This window comes from Stutzerimonas azotifigens, from assembly GCF_013522725.1.
GTDB classification, from domain to species: domain Bacteria; phylum Pseudomonadota; class Gammaproteobacteria; order Pseudomonadales; family Pseudomonadaceae; genus Stutzerimonas; species Stutzerimonas azotifigens_A.
In genome coordinates this window covers 73,238-89,051 of record NZ_JAAMRF010000008.1, presented here as the reverse complement: position 1 = coordinate 89,051, position 15,814 = coordinate 73,238, and the positions used below count along the sequence as shown (strand labels likewise).

17 protein-coding genes are annotated in these 15,814 nt (G+C 64.3%); 8 read left to right on the top strand and 9 right to left on the bottom strand.

All coding sequences use genetic code 11. The features are described 5' to 3' along the window. Positions 1-32 precede the first annotated feature (32 nt). Genes G7026_RS15850 through G7026_RS15820 form a run of 7 tightly spaced genes read right to left on the bottom strand, consistent with a single transcriptional unit; the run spans position 33 to position 6,998 of the window. Positions 33-458, bottom strand: coding sequence for a flagellar FliJ family protein (locus G7026_RS15850; protein ID WP_181071884.1), 426 nt, complete (start codon positions 456-458; stop codon positions 33-35). Then, positions 455-1,786, bottom strand: coding sequence for a flagellar protein export ATPase FliI (gene fliI, locus G7026_RS15845; RefSeq protein ID WP_181072069.1), 1,332 nt, complete (start codon positions 1,784-1,786; stop codon positions 455-457). The genes G7026_RS15850 and fliI overlap by 4 nt, the downstream gene beginning before the upstream one ends. A gap of 1 nt (position 1,787) precedes the next feature. Continuing rightward, positions 1,788-2,489: a flagellar assembly protein FliH gene (gene fliH, locus G7026_RS15840; protein ID WP_181071883.1), complete on the bottom strand. Its 702-nt coding sequence runs from the start codon at positions 2,487-2,489 to the stop codon at positions 1,788-1,790. A gap of 7 nt (positions 2,490-2,496) precedes the next feature. Beyond that, positions 2,497-3,564, bottom strand: a complete 1,068-nt coding sequence (locus G7026_RS15835; RefSeq protein WP_181071882.1) for a FliG C-terminal domain-containing protein — start codon at positions 3,562-3,564, stop codon at positions 2,497-2,499. Beyond that, complete coding sequence (gene fliF / locus G7026_RS15830; protein WP_181071881.1) at positions 3,536-5,212, bottom strand: flagellar basal-body MS-ring/collar protein FliF; 1,677 nt, start codon at positions 5,210-5,212, stop codon at positions 3,536-3,538. The genes G7026_RS15835 and fliF overlap by 29 nt, the downstream gene beginning before the upstream one ends. 20 nt (positions 5,213-5,232) lie before the next feature. Further along, positions 5,233-5,565 carry a flagellar hook-basal body complex protein FliE gene (locus G7026_RS15825; protein WP_181071880.1) on the bottom strand — a complete coding sequence of 111 codons (333 nt, stop codon included), beginning with the start codon at positions 5,563-5,565 and terminating at the stop codon, positions 5,233-5,235. A gap of 14 nt (positions 5,566-5,579) precedes the next feature. Next, on the bottom strand, positions 5,580-6,998 hold the full coding sequence (locus G7026_RS15820; protein ID WP_375138211.1) for a sigma-54 interaction domain-containing protein: 1,419 nt from the start codon (positions 6,996-6,998) through the stop codon (positions 5,580-5,582). A 431-nt stretch (positions 6,999-7,429) separates the two neighbouring features. On the opposite strand from G7026_RS15820, the gene G7026_RS15815 reads away from it, so the two are divergent. The 7 genes from G7026_RS15815 to flhA are packed head-to-tail and all read left to right on the top strand — an operon-like array spanning position 7,430 to position 13,680. Continuing rightward, entirely contained in the window at positions 7,430-8,266 is an 837-nt protein-coding gene (locus tag G7026_RS15815; protein ID WP_181071878.1) for a FliM/FliN family flagellar motor C-terminal domain-containing protein, read from the top strand. Beyond that, positions 8,263-8,628 (top strand): flagellar motor switch protein FliN, encoded by a 366-nt coding sequence (gene fliN, locus G7026_RS15810; protein ID WP_181071877.1) that lies wholly within the window; start codon positions 8,263-8,265, stop codon positions 8,626-8,628. Before G7026_RS15815 ends, fliN begins: the two co-directional genes overlap by 4 nt. Next, complete coding sequence (fliP, locus tag G7026_RS15805) at positions 8,625-9,377, top strand: flagellar type III secretion system pore protein FliP (protein WP_181071876.1); 753 nt, start codon at positions 8,625-8,627, stop codon at positions 9,375-9,377. Before fliN ends, fliP begins: the two co-directional genes overlap by 4 nt. 9 nt (positions 9,378-9,386) lie before the next feature. Continuing rightward, a complete protein-coding gene (locus tag G7026_RS15800) occupies positions 9,387-9,659 on the top strand; it encodes a flagellar biosynthetic protein FliQ (protein WP_138407958.1) in 273 nt (90 codons plus the stop codon). 19 nt (positions 9,660-9,678) lie between these two features. Next, positions 9,679-10,458, top strand: a complete 780-nt coding sequence (gene fliR, locus G7026_RS15795) for a flagellar biosynthetic protein FliR (protein ID WP_181072068.1) — start codon at positions 9,679-9,681, stop codon at positions 10,456-10,458. Beyond that, entirely contained in the window at positions 10,451-11,581 is a 1,131-nt protein-coding gene (flhB, locus tag G7026_RS15790; RefSeq protein ID WP_181071875.1) for a flagellar biosynthesis protein FlhB, read from the top strand. The genes fliR and flhB overlap by 8 nt, the downstream gene beginning before the upstream one ends. Before the next feature lie 2 nt (positions 11,582-11,583). Continuing rightward, complete coding sequence (flhA, locus tag G7026_RS15785; RefSeq protein ID WP_181071874.1) at positions 11,584-13,680, top strand: flagellar biosynthesis protein FlhA; 2,097 nt, start codon at positions 11,584-11,586, stop codon at positions 13,678-13,680. An 18-nt stretch (positions 13,681-13,698) separates the two neighbouring features. Here the strand turns inward: flhA and G7026_RS15780 are convergent, their stop codons facing one another. After that, positions 13,699-14,034 carry a PilZ domain-containing protein gene (locus G7026_RS15780; RefSeq protein WP_181071873.1) on the bottom strand — a complete coding sequence of 112 codons (336 nt, stop codon included), beginning with the start codon at positions 14,032-14,034 and terminating at the stop codon, positions 13,699-13,701. Between the two features lie 210 nt (positions 14,035-14,244). Between G7026_RS15780 and G7026_RS15775 the strand changes: the two genes are divergently transcribed. Continuing rightward, positions 14,245-15,414 (top strand): lactonase family protein, encoded by a 1,170-nt coding sequence (locus tag G7026_RS15775; protein WP_181071872.1) that lies wholly within the window; start codon positions 14,245-14,247, stop codon positions 15,412-15,414. 38 nt (positions 15,415-15,452) lie between these two features. On the opposite strand, the gene G7026_RS15770 is transcribed toward G7026_RS15775, so the two are convergent. Then, complete coding sequence (locus G7026_RS15770; RefSeq protein WP_181071871.1) at positions 15,453-15,644, bottom strand: hypothetical protein; 192 nt, start codon at positions 15,642-15,644, stop codon at positions 15,453-15,455. Positions 15,645-15,814 lie beyond the last annotated feature (170 nt).

The following is a 15,814-nucleotide window of genomic DNA, read 5'->3' as shown; positions in this document are numbered from 1 at the left end:
AATGAAATTTTCGCCGTGCTTCGTGCCGACCGTCAGAAGGCCTGCCCACGCCACCATGCCTGGGCGGCCAGACCATCCTGGATCTTCTGCTCCTGCTGGGCCAGCAGGAGCTGCCACTGAGCCATCTTGGTCTCGATCACCTGGGCCACCACCTTCTCGCTGCGCATCGCCTGCATGAGTTCGCGCTGAATCCGTTCCAGCGCCTGCTCGGCGACGTCCAGTTCGCGCCGTTGCAGCTCCACCATCTTGTACAGGGTGGCCTTGTAGCGCTGCTGGTTGTCGCGCTGCAGCGGCGTGCTCATGGGCACGCTGAATCCGCACAGGCGGCTCAGGCCGGTGATGTTGTTGCGGTAGCGCTGGCAGAGGTTCTGCTGATACTGGACGCGTCCAAGCATCTGCCTAACCTTGTTGCCGCGCAGGCTGGCTAGTCGCGAGAGGGTGTCGATCTGCTCCTTCATGACTTGCCGAGCACTCCTTGCAACGTGGCCAGGCTGGTCTGCAGCTCCGCGGCCTCGCCCACTTCCTGTCGCAGGAAGCGCTCGATCCGCGGCGCGAGCTGCACCGCACGGTCGGTCTTGGTGTCCATGCCTGGCGTGTAGCCGCCGAGCGGGATCAGCTCCTTGATCTTCTCGAAGGTGCCGTACAGCTCCTTGAGCTGCCGGGCGGCGCCCAGATGTGCCGGCGGGCTGACCTGGCTCATGCAGCGGCTGACCGAGGCGCTGATGTCGATGGCCGGGTAGTGGCCGATCTCGGCCAGGCGACGCGAGAGCACGATGTGTCCGTCGAGGATCGCCCGTGCGCAGTCGACGATCGGGTCCTGCTGGTCGTCGCCCTCGGCCAGCACCGTGTAGAGCGCGCTGAGGCTGCCAGATTCGTTGGCACCGTTGCCGGCGCTTTCCACCAGCTCCGGCAGCATGCCGAACACCGACGGCGGATAACCCTTGGTGGCCGGTGGCTCGCCCAGGGCCAGGGCGATTTCGCGCTGGGCCATGGCGTAACGGGTCAGCGAGTCGACCAGCAGCAGGACGTCCTGACCCTGGTCGCGGTAATAGGCGGCGATGCTGTGGCAGAGTTCGGTCGCCTTGAGCCGCATCAGCGGCGATTCGTTGGCGGGCGCGACCACCACCACGGCCTTCTTCAGGCCTTCCTCGCCGAGCGAATGCAGGATGAACTCCTGCACCTCGCGGCCGCGCTCGCCGATCAGCCCGACCACCACCACATCGGCTTTGGTCTGTCGCGTGATCATCCCGAGCAGCACGCTCTTGCCCACGCCGCTACCGGCGAACAGGCCGACGCGCTGGCCTTTACCCAGGGTCAGCAGCGCGTTGATGGCACGCACCCCGACGTCCAGCGGTGCGCTGACCGGCTTGCGCTTGAGCGGATTGACCGACGGCAGTTCGGCCGGCAACGGGTCGCGGCCGGACAGCTTGCCCAGCCCGTCCAGCGGCTCGCCCAGGCCATTGACCACCCGCCCCAGCCAGCTTTCGTCGATATGCAGCGAGGCTTCGTCCGGTGCCGGGAACACGCGGGAGCCGGAGGTCAGGCCCACCGGCTTCTTGAACGGCATCAGGTAGGTGATATCACGGTTGAAGCCCACCACCTGGGCTTCGAGCATGCTGCCGTCGCCCTGCTCGACGTAGCAGCGCTGGCCGGTCATGCGCTGGCAGCCGAGCGATTCGAGCAGCATGCCGGAGACGCGCACCAGCCGGCCGCTGACCTTGGCCAGCTGCACACCGTCGAGCGAGCGCAGCGCCTCGTCGAGCTTGAAGGCTTCGCGCAGCGACATCTCAGGCAGACGTCCGGATGTGTTCGCCCAGGTTTTCCATGCAGGCATCGAGACGCTGCTGGCAACCGATATCGGCTTCGGCCTCTGCCGTGATCACACGACATTCGCCCAGTGCCAGGCGCTCGTCCGGCACCAGCCGCCAGGCCGCGGCGCGTTCCGGCGCCAGCTCCTTGATCCGGGCGCATTCCTCGGAATTGAGCAGGATGCGTACGTCCGCCTGGTCGCCCGGCATCGCCGCCAGGGCTTCCTCGGCCAGCGACAGCAATTGCGTCGGGTGCAGCGTCAGCTCGCAACGGATGACCTGGCGGGCGACCTTCTGCACCAGCTCCAGCAGCTCGTCGCGACGGGCCTGCCGGTACTCGCCCTGGAACTGCTCGAACTGCTCGATCAAACGATCCAGAGGACGCCCGGCCTCGTCGAAAGCCTGTCGCCCCTGCAGGCGGCCCTCTTCACGGCCCAGACACTTGCCGTCCTCGATACCGCGCTCGAAGCCTTCGGCATGACCGGCGGCGCGACCCTGTTCGAGCCCCTCGCCATAGCCCTTCTCGACACCTTCCTGGAACCCCTCGGAAACCGCGCGCTGCAGGGCCGCCGGGTCGCCGTCCAGGGCCTCTGCGAGGCCTGGCCCGGCCACCTTGAAGCGCGGCGGGAAGCGGAACGGACGCCAGCTCTTGCCGGCCCCCTTGATCACCTTGATGCTCATGCTCGGCTCACTCGACGGTCTGTTCGCGGAACAGCTGCACCTGCAGCTCGCCGTTGGCGGTCATTTCGCGGACCACGCCCATGATGTCCTTGCGGACCTGCTCGACCCGCGACAGCGGTACCGGACCCTGGCGGCGGTTGATCGACTCCATCTGCTGCGCCTGGCGCTTGGGCAACGCGGCCTGGATCGCCTTGGTCAGCGCGGGCTCGGCGCCCTTGAGCGCGACCACCCATTCTTCCAGCGGGATCACCTCGAGCAGCGTCTGCAGGACGTCAGGGTTCTGCCGCGAGAGGATGAAGAAGTCGTACATCTCATCCTCGATCTTCTCCACCAGCTCCTCGTTGTGCGCGCGCAGCAATTCGAACATCTGGTCACGGTTGCCCTTGAAGCGGTTCATGATGTCCGCCGCCTGCTTCACGCCGCGCACCTGCGAGCCCTGGGCCGACAGCACCTGCAGGCTACGGTCGATCAGTTGTTCCAGCTCGGCGATCACGTCGCTGTTGACCTCCGAGAGGTTGGCGATGCGATAGAGCAGCTCATCCTGTCGCTCGGCCGGCATGCACTCGAGCACGTCGGTGGCCATGCCCGGCGGCAGGAAGGCGAGGAACACCGCCTGCATCTGGGCGTGCTCCTTGGCGATCAAGGCAGCGAACTGCTTGGGATCGAGCCATTCCATCTTGGCCATCTTGGCGCGGATTTCCTCGCCGTAAATGCTGTCGAGCAGGCTGCGGGTGATCTCCCCGCCCAGTGCCTTGCCGAGCATCCCGGCGAGGTAGGTGCGCGAGGCGCCCTTGATGCTGCTCTGCTCCTTGTAGTCATCGAAGAAGCGGCTGATGACATCGGAGACCATTGGCTGCTTGACGTTGGACAGACGCGCCATCGCCTGGCTGATGCTGATGATTTCCTCGCGCGAGAAATTGCGCAGGATGCCGGCGGAAATTTCGTCACCCATGCTCAGCATGAGGATTGCCGCCTGGTCGAGGGAGCTGACCGAGCGAATCTGGCTGGGGCGCGGCTTGATTTCCTTCGACGAGGCCTTGCCTTCGCTAGCCGGCTGGGTTGAGGTCTCTTTCATTGCGCCCTATCCAATGCTTGATGACTTCCGAAACGCGCTCGGGGTCGTTCTTGGCGAGCATCTGAAGATGCTCGATCTGCAGTTCCAGACCCGATCCCGGCGCCGGCAGGCGAATTTCCGAGAGCGGATTGAGCTCACCGAATATCGGCGCGCCATCGGTATCCTTGCGTCCCGGCAGCGCCGGCAGGCGCTCGCTTTCGAGCGCCGCGACGCTGCCAGCGGAGACGGCACCCGGCGCGGCGAGTTCGGCGTTCTGCTCGGTCCGCGGATCGGCGGACTGGGTCAGCCTGCGTACCGCCGGGCGCACCACGATCAGCAACAGGAGCAGGCTGATCAGGCCGAACAACGCGAGCTTGGCGAGCGAATGGATCTGCGGGTTCTCCCACCAGGGCGTTTCCTCGATCGAGGCCTCGGTGGCGGCAAACGGGAACACGCTGACGGTCAGCAGATCGCCACGCGCCTGGTTGAAGCCCACCGCACTACGCACCATGGCTTCCATCTCGGCACGCGCTTCGGCGGTCCAGCCGCCTTCCGGGGCGCTGGCCGCGTTGAGCACCACCGCCACGCTCTGCTGGCGCAGGGAAAAGCCCGGGTGCTTCACATGGGTGACGCTCTGGTCGTAATCGAGCTGACGGGTGGACTCTTCGCGCAGCGAGGTCGCCGCCTTGTTTTCCGTGTCCGCAGGCGGGGTTTCGCCTTCCTTGGGCGGGGCCACCGGGCGGTTGGCCAGCGAGCCGGGCACGCCGAGGGCGAGCTGGTCCAGCGCGCTTTCGTTGCGCAGTACTTCGTTGCGCAGGCGTGGCGTGTCGCCGTATGCCTGGAAGGTTTCTTCCTTCTGGCTGAAGTCGATGTCCGCAGCAACGCTGATGCGGTAATTGCCGTTGCCCAGCACGGGCGCCAGAACCTGCTCGATGTTACCCACGGCCTTGTTCTGGTAGTCGTCGACGACCTGCCAGTTCTGCGAGGGACCGCCGCCGGCGTTGATGCCGCGCGAGAGCAGCGTGCCGTACTGATCGACCACGCTGACGTCTTCGGCCTTGAGCTGGGGCACGCTGTTGGCCACCAGGTTGATGATCGCTCCGACCTGTTCGGGCTGGGGCTTGTAGCCCGGATCGAGCTGCAACACCACCGAGGCCTTGGTCGGCCCGCGGCGGCTGACCACGAAGGAGCTGTTCTCCTCCTGGGCCAGGTGCACGCGCGCGCGGTCGATGCCCTTGAGCGACATCACCGTGCGCGCCAGCTCACCCTCCAGACTGCGTTTGAGGCGCACATCCTGGACGAACTGGCTGGTACCCAGCGGCTCTTCCTTGTCGAACAGTTCGTAGCCAGCCGGCAGGCTGACCTTTACACCCTTGGCCGACAGCAGCATCCGCGCACGCGCCAGCTGATCGTCGCGCACCAGGATCTGCCCACTCTGCGGGTGAATGCGGTAGGGCACCGATTCGCCGTCCAACACCTGCATCACTTCGGCGGCGGGAAAGGACTCGCCCGTACCGTACAGTGGGCGGAACGCATCGGTGTCGCGCCACAGGTGATAGACCACGGCCAGGGCAAGTAGCGCCGCGGCCGCCGCCATGCCCGCCAGGGTCAGGCGCGGATCGAGCTTGAACCCGTCTGCCGGCAGCTTGCTCTTGATTGTTTCCAGCACGGTTCAGTACCTACGCCCGATCACAGCGGCATCCTCATCACGTCATCGAACGCCGTGGTCAACTTGTTGCGCACCTGCAGCAGCGCGGAGAACGACACACTGGCCTTCTGGCTGTCGATCATCGCGCCGACCAGATCGTCGCTCTTGCCGCTGTCCACCGCCGCCGTGGCCGCACTGGCCTTGTGCTGGTCGGCATCCACGGCGCGCATCGCCGCCTCGAACAGATTGCCCATGCCGGCGCTTTGCCCGGCCGCGAACGGATTGGCGGGCTTGATCGCCTCGCCCTCGGCAGCGCCGGCCAGCGCCTGCATCCGATCGAGCATCTGTTGCTGCACTTGCATGATTGAACTCATCGCTTGCCGATTCCCTAGAAATTCACCTGGATGCCCTGCTCGCGCATGGCATTGAGTCGATAGCGCAAGGCGCGTGGCGTCATGCCCAGGCTTTGCGCTGCCTTGGCCTTGTGCCCGTCGAACTTGCGGATGGTGTCGATCACGTGCTGGTACTCGGCCCATTTGCCACTGGCGCGCAAGGCGGCCTTGCCGGTCTCGCCGAGCACCGCGACCGGCTGCTCGTCACGGGCCGACAGGGAAGGGGCCGGAGCCTGGAGGCCGAGGTCGCGCGGCTGGATGAACAACCCGTTGCGCAACACCAGCGCCCGCTGCACGGTGTTCTCCAGCTCACGGGCATTGCCCGGCCAGTCGTGCTGCAACAGCGCGCGGCAGGCGTCCTCGGTTAGCAGCTCGAGCTCGGCATCCAATGGGGCGTATTTGCGGATGAAGCTTCGCGCCAGCGGCAGCACGTCTTCCTTGCGCTCGCGCAGCGGGCTGATGTGCAGCGGCAGCACGTCGAGGCGGAACATCAGATCAGCGCGAAAACGCCCCTGCGCCACCTCCTGCTGCAGGTCACGGTTGGTCGCCGCGATCACTCGCACATCGAGCGCCACCTCGCGCCGTCCGCCAAGCCGCTCGACCCGCTGCTCCTGCAACACGCGCAGCAACTTGGCTTGCAGCCCGAGCGGCAGCTCCCCGATCTCATCGAGCAGCAGGGTGCCGCCGTTGGCCAGCTCGAACTTGCCGGGCTGAGCGCTGACGGCGCCGGTAAAGGCGCCGCGCTCGTGACCGAAAAGGATGGATTCGAGCATCTGCTCGGGGATGGCGGCGCAGTTCACGGCAACGAAGGGCGCCTCGTCACCGGCGGAAAAGCGGTGGATATAGCGCGCCATCAGCTCCTTGCCTGTGCCCGTCTCCCCGGTGATCAGGATCGGCGCGCGAGTCAGCGCCACGCGCTGAGCCATCGACAGCAGGCGACGACCGGCCTGGGAGCAGGAGACGAAGCTTTCTTCGGCCGTCTCGGCATGTTGCTGGCGACGCAAAAGGGCATCGATCTGGGTTTCGCTGAATGGCGACAACAGATAATCGACGCAGCCGAGTTCAAGTAACGCGGCGGCCTTTTCCTGATCGGCGTATTCGACGATGGGAATGACGTTGATATGTCGTGCCGAACTGACCAGCGCCGCGACACAGCTATAAAGAGCGTCCTGGCACAGACTACCGATGAGCACGAATACCGTGCCGGTCGATTGCAGCGACGAGTGCCCCAGTTCTTCGAAACTTGCATGTACGGCAACTTCGCGCCCGCGAACATGCAAGGCTTCGAGCAGAACGGTGGTAGTGCCGTCATCGCGGCTGCCGACAATCACGATCTTCTTCTGCGCGAGCGGGCACCCGAACAGTTCGTCACCGGAATGATCAATGGCTTGGCTGGCGCTTTTCAATCTGACCACCTCGTCCGCTGCCGCCTCCATCCGATGATGGTTGCCACAGCGACGCTGCAAAAAAAAAATTTAAACGTTGGGGAACTTTCGTCGCCTTGCGTGTCCAACCTGCCGGCAACTTCCCCGAGCCGCTTCAGCCGGCACGGAGCAATTGCGCGCACGCTAACAACGGTCGCGCGCCTCGAGCCAATCAGTTGTGCTCAATCCAGATCAAAGACCGAGCCACGCCCTCAAAAAAGCTCATTTGAGATCTATTGATTTAATCCCGCCTCACCCTCCTGCCTACACTGCGCCCACGCCAGAGCCCGTCCCGCGTGATCTGCAGCCATTGCTGCCGCGCGCACGGTCGTTGGTGACCATACCGGGCCCTCCACGCATTTCTGCAGCCGGTGGCTACCTCACCGCCAACACTGACGACCACAGGACGCACCGCTCACAACATGACTGGCAATTCAAAAGTCCACCATGGCGTGCCCGCCGAAAGCCTGACCGTGTTGAAACCTCAGAAGCTTGGCCGGCACTACCACCGTATTCCCCAATACATCCGGGAAATCACCCATAAGCATCCGAGGCTGGTCGGTGACTACTTCCTGCGCAATTACCGGATCAATATCGAACTGAATCGAATCGATGTTCAGGAGAAGGTCAGCCGAGCACCGGACTGCATTTACCGCTCTCCTCTCGGCAAGGTCGGCTTTGCCATCGATCGTGCGTTATTGACCGAAGCACTGGAGTGCTATTACGGCGGCACTCTCGTTGCGAACCAGAACCCGCCGCCGATCAGTACATCCGAACAACGGATGCGTAATCGCCTGGGCCGGGACGTCATCGATATATTCGCGCGCTCGCTATTGTCGGGCAGTACCTTCGGCGCGCTCGAACGTTTCGAGAACGATTACGAAGAAACCGTCTGGGAATATATCGCCGAGTTCGAGTACCTGAGCCATCTGACCGGTGCGAAGTCGTCGATCCTGATCTACCTCGACACCCACCTCGCCGACGAGCTGACCCTGTTGCTCGCCGGTCCGCCGCCGCGCCTCAACGCCAGCCCAGCGGACAACATCAAGCATCTACCGGTACGCCTCGATTGCGTGATCGCCGCGGCCCAGGTGCCGCTAGCGCAGGTGCTGGGTCTGGAGCTCAACGACATCCTCATGCTGCGCCCGCTGGATCGCTACGACGTCCGCATCAATGGCCAGAAGCTCTTTCGTGGCACCGTCTTCGAGGAAGACGGCGGCCTGTTCCTCACATCACTTGAAAGCGTGAAAACCCAATGAACGGCGACATTTCCGATAACGAGTTCGAGAGCCTGCTCAACGAGGGCGACCTCAATCCCGCCCCGGCCGAGCCGCCACGCGTCGAAGCCCCGGCTCAGCCCAACCGGCCGGACATGAGCTTCTTCGGCAAGATCCCGGTGAACGTCACCCTGGAAGTGGCCTCGGTGGAAATCACCCTCAAGGAGCTGATGGAAGTCGACACCAGCAGCGTGATCATGCTCGACAAGCTGGCCGGCGAACCCCTGGACGTGAAGGTCAATGGCTCCCTGTTCGCCAAGGCCGAAGTGGTGGTGATGAACGGCAACTACGGCCTGCGCATCGTCGAACTGTCGGGCACCAGCCTGGATGAGCTGACTGCATGAACCGCCGCCTGCTCGCCTCGCTCGGCGTCCTGCTGCTGGGGCTCTGCCCCGTGCTGGCACAGGCGGCGAACGGCGAGATCACCCTGTTCAACCTGAACGATACGGAAAACGGCCAGGAATTCTCGGTCAAGCTGCAGATCCTGATCGTCATGACGCTGCTCGGCTTTTTGCCGGCCATGCTGATGATGATGACCTGCTTCACACGCTTCATCATCGTGCTGGCGATCCTGCGTCAGGCCATCGGCCTGCAGCAGAGCCCGCCGAACAACGTGCTGATCGGCATCGCCCTGATCGTCACGTTGCTGGTGATGCGCCCGGTCTGGCAGGAGATCCACAGCCAGGCCTTCGAGCCCTTCCAGAACGACGAGATCAGCCTGGAGCAGGCGCTCGGCTCGGCCAAGGGCAGCCTGTCCAAGTTCATGCTGGCGCAGACCAACGAGACATCGCTCGAAACCATGGTCTCGCTGGCCGGCGAAGAGCTGCCGGAAAACCTCGACGAGCTGGACTTCTCGCTGTTGCTGCCAGCGTTCGTCCTCAGCGAGCTGAAGACTGCCTTCCAGCTCGGCTTCATGATTTTCGTGCCCTTTCTGGTGATCGACCTGGTGGTCGCCAGCGTGCTGATGGCGATGGGCATGATGATGCTCTCGCCGATGATGATCTCGTTGCCGTTCAAGCTGATGGTATTCGTGCTCGTCGACGGCTGGGCGCTGTTGATGGGCACCCTCACCACCAGTGTCCAACCCTTCTAGAGGCGCCCCATGCTCACTCCGGACACCGCCGTGAACCTGATTTCCAACGCGATCCACATCATCGTGCTGGTGGTCTGCGTGCTGATCGTGCCGAGCCTGATCGGCGGCCTGCTGGTGAGCATTTTCCAGGCGGCGACCCAGATCAACGAGCAGATGCTCAGCTTCCTGCCGCGCCTGCTGATCACCCTCGGCATGCTGGTGTTCGCCGGGCACTGGATTCTGCGCACCCTGAGCGACCTGTTCATCGAAACCTTCACCCAGGCGGGGCGCCTGGTGGGCTGACATGGCGAACGAACCCCTGATGCAGGTCGGCCACTACCTGCAATCGCTGCTCGCCTACTGGTGGCCATTCTGCCGGATCATGGCCGTGTTCAGCCTCGCGCCGCTGTTCAACCACAAGGCGATCAGCGTGCGGGTACGCGTGCTGCTGGCGCTGGTACTGACTGTGACGCTGGCCGCGGCACTGCCGACGCCCCCGACGATCGATCCGCTTTCGGTGGCCGGCATTCTCACCGCGCTCGAGCAGGTGGCCATGGGATTGATGCTCGGCCTGGCGCTGCTGCTGGTGTTCACCGTGTTCACGCTGATCGGCGACCTGGTCTCGACCCAGCTGGGTCTGTCCATGGCGGTCTATAACGACCCGGTCAACGGCGTGTCGTCCTCGTCGATCATCTACCAGCTGTATTTCATTCTGCTGGTACTGCTGTTCTTCGCCATCGACGGGCATCTGGTGACGGTGAGCATCATCTACCAGAGCTTCGTTTACTGGCCGATCGGTAGCGGCATCCCGTTCGATGGTCTGCAGACCATCGCCTTCGCCATGAGCTGGGTGCTCTCGGCCGCGCTGCTGATCGCCCTGCCGATCGTCTTCTGCATGACCCTGGTGCAGTTCTGCTTCGGCCTGCTCAACCGCATCTCGCCTGCGATGAACCTGTTTTCCCTGGGTTTCCCCATGGCGATCATCGCCGGGCTGATACTGATCTACCTGACCCTGCCCAACCTGTCCGAGGCCTACCTTCAGCTCACTCGGCAACTGCTGGACAACATCGGCCTGCTGCTGAGGAGCGGCGCCGGTGTCTGAGCAAAACAGTTCCCAGGAAAAGACCGAAGAGGCGTCCCAGCACAAGCTGACCAAGAGCCGCAAGGACGGCCAGGTCGCCCGCTCCAAGGATGTCGCGACCATGGTTTCGCTGCTGGTCACGCTGCTGGTCCTCAAGATGAGCGCCGGGCTGTTCATGGATGCGATGCACGAGAGCTTCAGCATCTCCTATATCAATTTCGGCCACAGCGAGATCGGTGTCGAGGATCTGCAGCTGATCATGCTGCACAACCTGTTCCTGTTCATCGGCGTGCTGCTGCCGCTGTTGGCCACTCCGGTATTGGTGGTCGCGCTGGGGCTGATTCCCGGCGGCTGGGTGTTCTCGGCGAAGAACTTCGCGCCCAAGTTCAGCAAGCTCAACCCCATCACCGGGCTGGGCCGGATGGTCGGCGCGCAGAACTGGACCGAACTGGCCAAGTCGATCCTGAAGATCGCCGCCCTGCTCGGTATCGCCGCCTGGCAGCTGTCCTACGCGGCGCCGCGATTCATCGCGCTGCAGCGCAGCGACATCTTCACCGCCATCGGCAGTGCGTTTTCGCTGACCTTTGACCTGGCGTTCTCGCTGCTGCTGGTGTTCGTGCTGTTCTCGCTGATCGACATTCCGCTGCAGCGCTTCTTCTTCCTCAAGAAAATGCGCATGACCAAGCAGGAGCGCAAGGAAGAGCACAAGAACCAGGAAGGCCGCCCCGAGGTGAAGGCGCGCATCCGCCAGCTGCAGCGGCAGATGGCGCAGCGGCAGATCAGCAAGGTGATCAAGGACGCCGACGTGGTGATCGTCAACCCGGTGCACTATGCCGTGGCGATCCGCTACGACAGCAAGAAGGCCGAGGCGCCCTACGTCATCGCCAAGGGTATGGACGAGACCGCGCTGTACATCCGCAAGATGGCCCAGGCCCACGCGCTGGAGGTGGTCGAACTACCGCCGCTGGCTCGTGCGATCTACTTCAGCACCCAGGTCAACCAGCAGATTCCCGCTCCGCTCTACACCGCGGTGGCCCACGTACTGACCTACATCCTACAGCTCAAGGCCTGGAAACAGGGACGCCGTGCCAAGCCAAAGCTCTCCAGTGACATCCACATTCCCGAACACCTGAACCGAGCCTGATCATGAACCTACTGCAGCGTTTGACGCCGACCTTTCGCAGCGGCCGGATAGGGATCCCGCTGATCATCCTGTCGATCCTGGCGATGATCATCCTGCCGTTGCCGCCGCAGCTGCTGGACGTGCTGTTCACCTTCAACATCGCCATGGCGGTGCTGGTGCTGCTGGTCAGCGTGTCGTCCAAGAGCCCGCTGGACTTCTCCCTGTTCCCCACGGTGATCCTGGTCACCACGCTGATGCGCCTGACGCTCAACGTCGCCTCGACCCGCGTGGTGTTGCTCGAAGGTCACTCGGGCACCGGCGCGGCGGGCAAGGTGATCGAGGCCTTCGGCGAGGTCGTCATCGGCGGCAACTTCATTGTCGGTCTGGTGGTGTTCGTGATCCTGATGATCATCAACTTCATCGTCATCACAAAGGGCGGCGAGCGGATCTCCGAAGTCACCGCGCGCTTCACCCTCGACGCCCTGCCGGGCAAGCAGATGGCCATCGACGCCGATCTGAATGCCGGTCTGGTGACCCAGGAAGAAGCCAAGGCGCGGCGCCAGGAAGTAGCCAAGGAAGCGGACTTCTACGGCGCGATGGACGGCGCCTCGAAGTTCGTTCGCGGCGATGCCATCGCCGGCATCCTGATCCTGTTGATCAACCTGTTCGGTGGCTTCGCCATCGGCGTATTCATCCATGACCTGGGCGCGGGCGAAGCCTTCAGGCAGTACGCCCTGCTCACCATCGGTGACGGCCTGGTGGCGCAGATCCCGGCGCTGCTGCTCTCCACCGCGGCGGCGATCATCGTCACGCGGATCAACGAGTCGAGCGACATCACCAGCCAGGTGCAGCGCCAGCTTCTGGCCAACCCGGCCTCGCTGTACACGGTGGCGGGGATTCTCTTCGTGCTCGGCCTGGTGCCGGGCATGCCGCACCTGGCCTTCATCGGCTTCGCCGCGCTGATCGGCTTCATTGCCTGGCGGGTCTCGCTGCAGCAACCGATCGCCGACGCCGCGAGCCTCGATCAGGTGCAGGCGATCAGCAAGGCGATGGAGCAGGAGCGCAGCCAGACCCTGGCCTGGGACGACATCCCGCTGGTGGAGCGGCTGTCGATCTCGCTGGGCTACAAGCTGGTGGGGCTGGTCAACGAGGCTTCCGGCGCGCCACTGCCGCAGCGGGTACGCGGGGTTCGCCAGACGCTGTCGGAGAACCTGGGGTTCCTGCTGCCCGAAGTGCGCATCCGTGACAGCCTGCGCCTGAAGGCCTCCGAATACGCCATCTACATCAACGGCGAGAAGATCGACGGCGCCGAACTTCACGCCGACCGGCTGATGGCCATCCCCTCGCCGGAGCTCTACGGCGAGGTTGACGGCATCCTCGGCACGGATCCGGCGTACCGCATGCAGGTGGTGTGGATCCAGCCCACCGACAAGTCCCGCGCGCTCAACCTCGGCTACCAGGTGATCGACTGCGCCAGCGTGGTCGCCACCCACCTGAACAAGGCGATCCGCGAGCATCTGCCGGACATCTTCAAGCACGACGACGTCGAGCACCTGATGCAGCGCCTGACGGTGCAGGCGCCCAAGCTCGCCGAGAGCCTGAAGGGCCAGCTCAGTTATACCCAGCAGATGCGCGTGTATCGCCAACTGCTGCAGGAAGAGGTGCCCCTGCGCGACATCGAGACCATCGGCAGCACCCTGCTCGAGAGCAGCGAGAGCACTAAGGACCCTGTGCTGCTGACCGCGGACGTGCGCTACGCGCTACGCCGGACCATCGTCGGCGCCATCGCCGGGGACCGGCGCGAGCTGGGCGTATTCGTGCTGGAGAACGCGCTGGAGAACACCCTGCTCAACGCCCTGGCCATCGCCCAGCAGGCCGGCCCGGTGAGCCTGGACAACATCCCGGTGGAGCCGAGCCTGCTCAATCAGCTGCAGAACAGCATGCCGGTGGTGAAGGAGAAACTGCGCAAGGACGGCCATCCGCCGATCCTCACCGTGATGCCGCAGCTGCGCCCGCTTCTGGCGCGCTACGCCCGGGTGTTCAGTCCCGGGCTGCACGTGCTCTCGCAAAACGAAATCCCGGATCGGGTGGGCGTGAACATCCTCGGCACGCTCGGCTGACCGCTACAGCCAGGCCGGTCAGCGCCGGCGCGGCAGCAGCCGAGCCACCATCTCGGTGAATGCCGGACAGGGCCGGTCGAGGGCGAAGCCCATGTCGAAGCTGTCTCCTCGGCGCGAATCCTTGCGCGACCACTGACAGATCACATGGACGTCCACCTCGGTGATGCGCTCGCCGTGCTCGGGCACCCTCAAGGTCATCTCATAGCAACCGCCGATCACCAACGGCTGGCTGGATACCAGCCGCAGGCCAGCAAGGGAGACGTCGGCGACGAAGCCCATGGGCTCGCCACTCAGGCGGTTGGTGGCCTGGATACGGGACATGTGCCGGAAGGCGATACGGCTATGTTGACGCATGGGACGGTCTGGCGTGCTGGCGAAAGGGTGGCCGTCTGTATACACCCAGGCCCTTCGACGCGCCACCCTGAAGGTCGTGATGAGCGCGCCGGATCACACGATGCAAGCGACTATGCTCGATGCACCGGCCGCGACACCAACAGCACGTTCGAACGACGCGAGCTATCCAATACCGCGTCGCCTATAGCGCAACGACCATGAGGAAACGCGATGAAAGCTGGCGCACCCCTTCGCCTCGCGCTGGTCTTAGGGTTTTTGACCTTCAGCACAGCGGGGATCACGGCACCCATGCATGACGTACTCATCGGCACCTATACCGAACACGACAGCAAGGGCATCTATCACCTGCGCTTCGACGGCCAGAGCGGGCAGTTGGACGCAGCGCCGGTGCAGGTGATCCCCAGCCAGAACCCGTCCTGGCTGGTGCTCGACGCCGAGCAGCGCCTGTTGTTCGCCACCAACGAGAACGGCCCCGGCAAACCCGATCCGGTCGGCCGCGTCAGCAGTTTTTCGATCGACCCCGAGAGCCGAACCCTGACGCCTGTGGGCCAGGCGATGACGCTCGGCGACGAGCCGACCCATGCCAGCCTGACGCCCGATGGCCGCTACCTGCTGGTTGCCAACTATGGCTCGCGGGAAGATCCGGGCGGCAGCCTGGTGGTGATGCCGGTGGACGAACAGGGCCGACCGGGGGCGGTGACGCAGCTCAGCACCCATCAGGCCAGCGGGGTGAATCCCGAACGCCAGCGCTCGTCCCATGTGCATTCGGCCGTGCTGTCGCCCGATGGCCGCCATGTCTTCAGCAGTGACCTGGGCGCCGACAAGGTTTTCGTCTACCGCTATCAGCCGGAAAACCAGGAACGCCCGCTGCAACCGGCAGAGCCCGCGGAAGTCAGCCTGCCGCCGGGCAGCGGCCCGCGCCACCTGGTGTTCAGCCCGGACGGCCGCCATGCCTTCCTGACGCTGGAGCTGACCGCCCAGATCGCCCGCTTCAGCCATGACGACGGCAAACTGACTCAACGGCAGCTGGTTGACCTGATCGGCCAAGCCGACGGCCGCAAGCATTCGGCCGGCGCGATCCATCCCTCGCCCGACGGACGCTTTCTCTACGTCAGTGACCGCGGCGAGGTGAACCGCATTCTGGTCTTCTCGATCGCCGAGGACGGCGCGCTGCGCGAAATACAGCGCCGGGACGTCGAGGGCAAGGAACCGCGCGAGTTCGCCTTCGATCCGAGCGGCAGGTTCATACTCATCGCCAACCAGCTCAGCGACGAAATCGTGGTGATGCGGCGCGACCCGCAAAGCGGCGAGCTGGGCGAGAAGGTGCAGGCGTTGCCCCTGAGCCGCCCTTCGTCGATCCGCTTTTTGAACGAGCGCTGATAAGAAACGGGCCCGGTCTTGCGCCGAGCCCGATGGGCTCAGCGGCCTTTTACTGCGTCATCCTCGTTGACGTCCTCGGCGATCTCTTCCGGCACGTTGTAGGCGCCGCCCGGCACGTCCCGGTCGTCACCTCCGGCGCGCTCGCCGTTGCTCGATCCCGCCGGTCCGCTCTGGCCGGCATCCGGTTGCACGATCTCCGCGTTTTCGCGGCCACGTTCGCTCTGGCTCATGATGGTTTCTCCGTTGCGATGGCGCACCTCGGCTCGGGCGCCCTCTGGTTAGGAAGAGCCAGAACCGCCGAAAGTTGCATGTCGCTTTGCGGTACGTGACCGGTGGCCGCTCGGCGGCGACGCTGAACTTATGCGCGCGAGCGCGGGCCCAATTCACTAACGGGGATGCC

Bases quoted from the DNA above. Each gene is read 5' to 3' on its own strand.
- G7026_RS15835 (WP_181071882.1), bottom strand. From the start codon at position 3,564: ATGAAAGAGACCTCAACCCAGCCGGCTAGCGAAGGCAAGGCCTCGTCG.
- fliR (WP_181072068.1), top strand. From the start codon at position 9,679: ATGCAGGTCGGCCACTACCTGCAATCGCTGCTCGCCTACTGGTGGCCA.
- G7026_RS15850 (WP_181071884.1), bottom strand. From the start codon at position 458: ATGAAGGAGCAGATCGACACCCTCTCGCGACTAGCCAGCCTGCGCGGC.
- fliP (WP_181071876.1), top strand. From the start codon at position 8,625: ATGAACCGCCGCCTGCTCGCCTCGCTCGGCGTCCTGCTGCTGGGGCTC.
- fliI (WP_181072069.1), bottom strand. From the start codon at position 1,786: ATGTCGCTGCGCGAAGCCTTCAAGCTCGACGAGGCGCTGCGCTCGCTC.
- G7026_RS15780 (WP_181071873.1), bottom strand. From the start codon at position 14,034: ATGCGTCAACATAGCCGTATCGCCTTCCGGCACATGTCCCGTATCCAG.
- fliH (WP_181071883.1), bottom strand. From the start codon at position 2,489: ATGAGCATCAAGGTGATCAAGGGGGCCGGCAAGAGCTGGCGTCCGTTC.
- G7026_RS15770 (WP_181071871.1), bottom strand. From the start codon at position 15,644: ATGAGCCAGAGCGAACGTGGCCGCGAAAACGCGGAGATCGTGCAACCG.
- G7026_RS15825 (WP_181071880.1), bottom strand. From the start codon at position 5,565: ATGAGTTCAATCATGCAAGTGCAGCAACAGATGCTCGATCGGATGCAG.
- flhA (WP_181071874.1), top strand. From the start codon at position 11,584: ATGAACCTACTGCAGCGTTTGACGCCGACCTTTCGCAGCGGCCGGATA.
- G7026_RS15775 (WP_181071872.1), top strand. From the start codon at position 14,245: ATGAAAGCTGGCGCACCCCTTCGCCTCGCGCTGGTCTTAGGGTTTTTG.
- G7026_RS15815 (WP_181071878.1), top strand. From the start codon at position 7,430: ATGACTGGCAATTCAAAAGTCCACCATGGCGTGCCCGCCGAAAGCCTG.
- G7026_RS15800 (WP_138407958.1), top strand. From the start codon at position 9,387: ATGCTCACTCCGGACACCGCCGTGAACCTGATTTCCAACGCGATCCAC.
- fliN (WP_181071877.1), top strand. From the start codon at position 8,263: ATGAACGGCGACATTTCCGATAACGAGTTCGAGAGCCTGCTCAACGAG.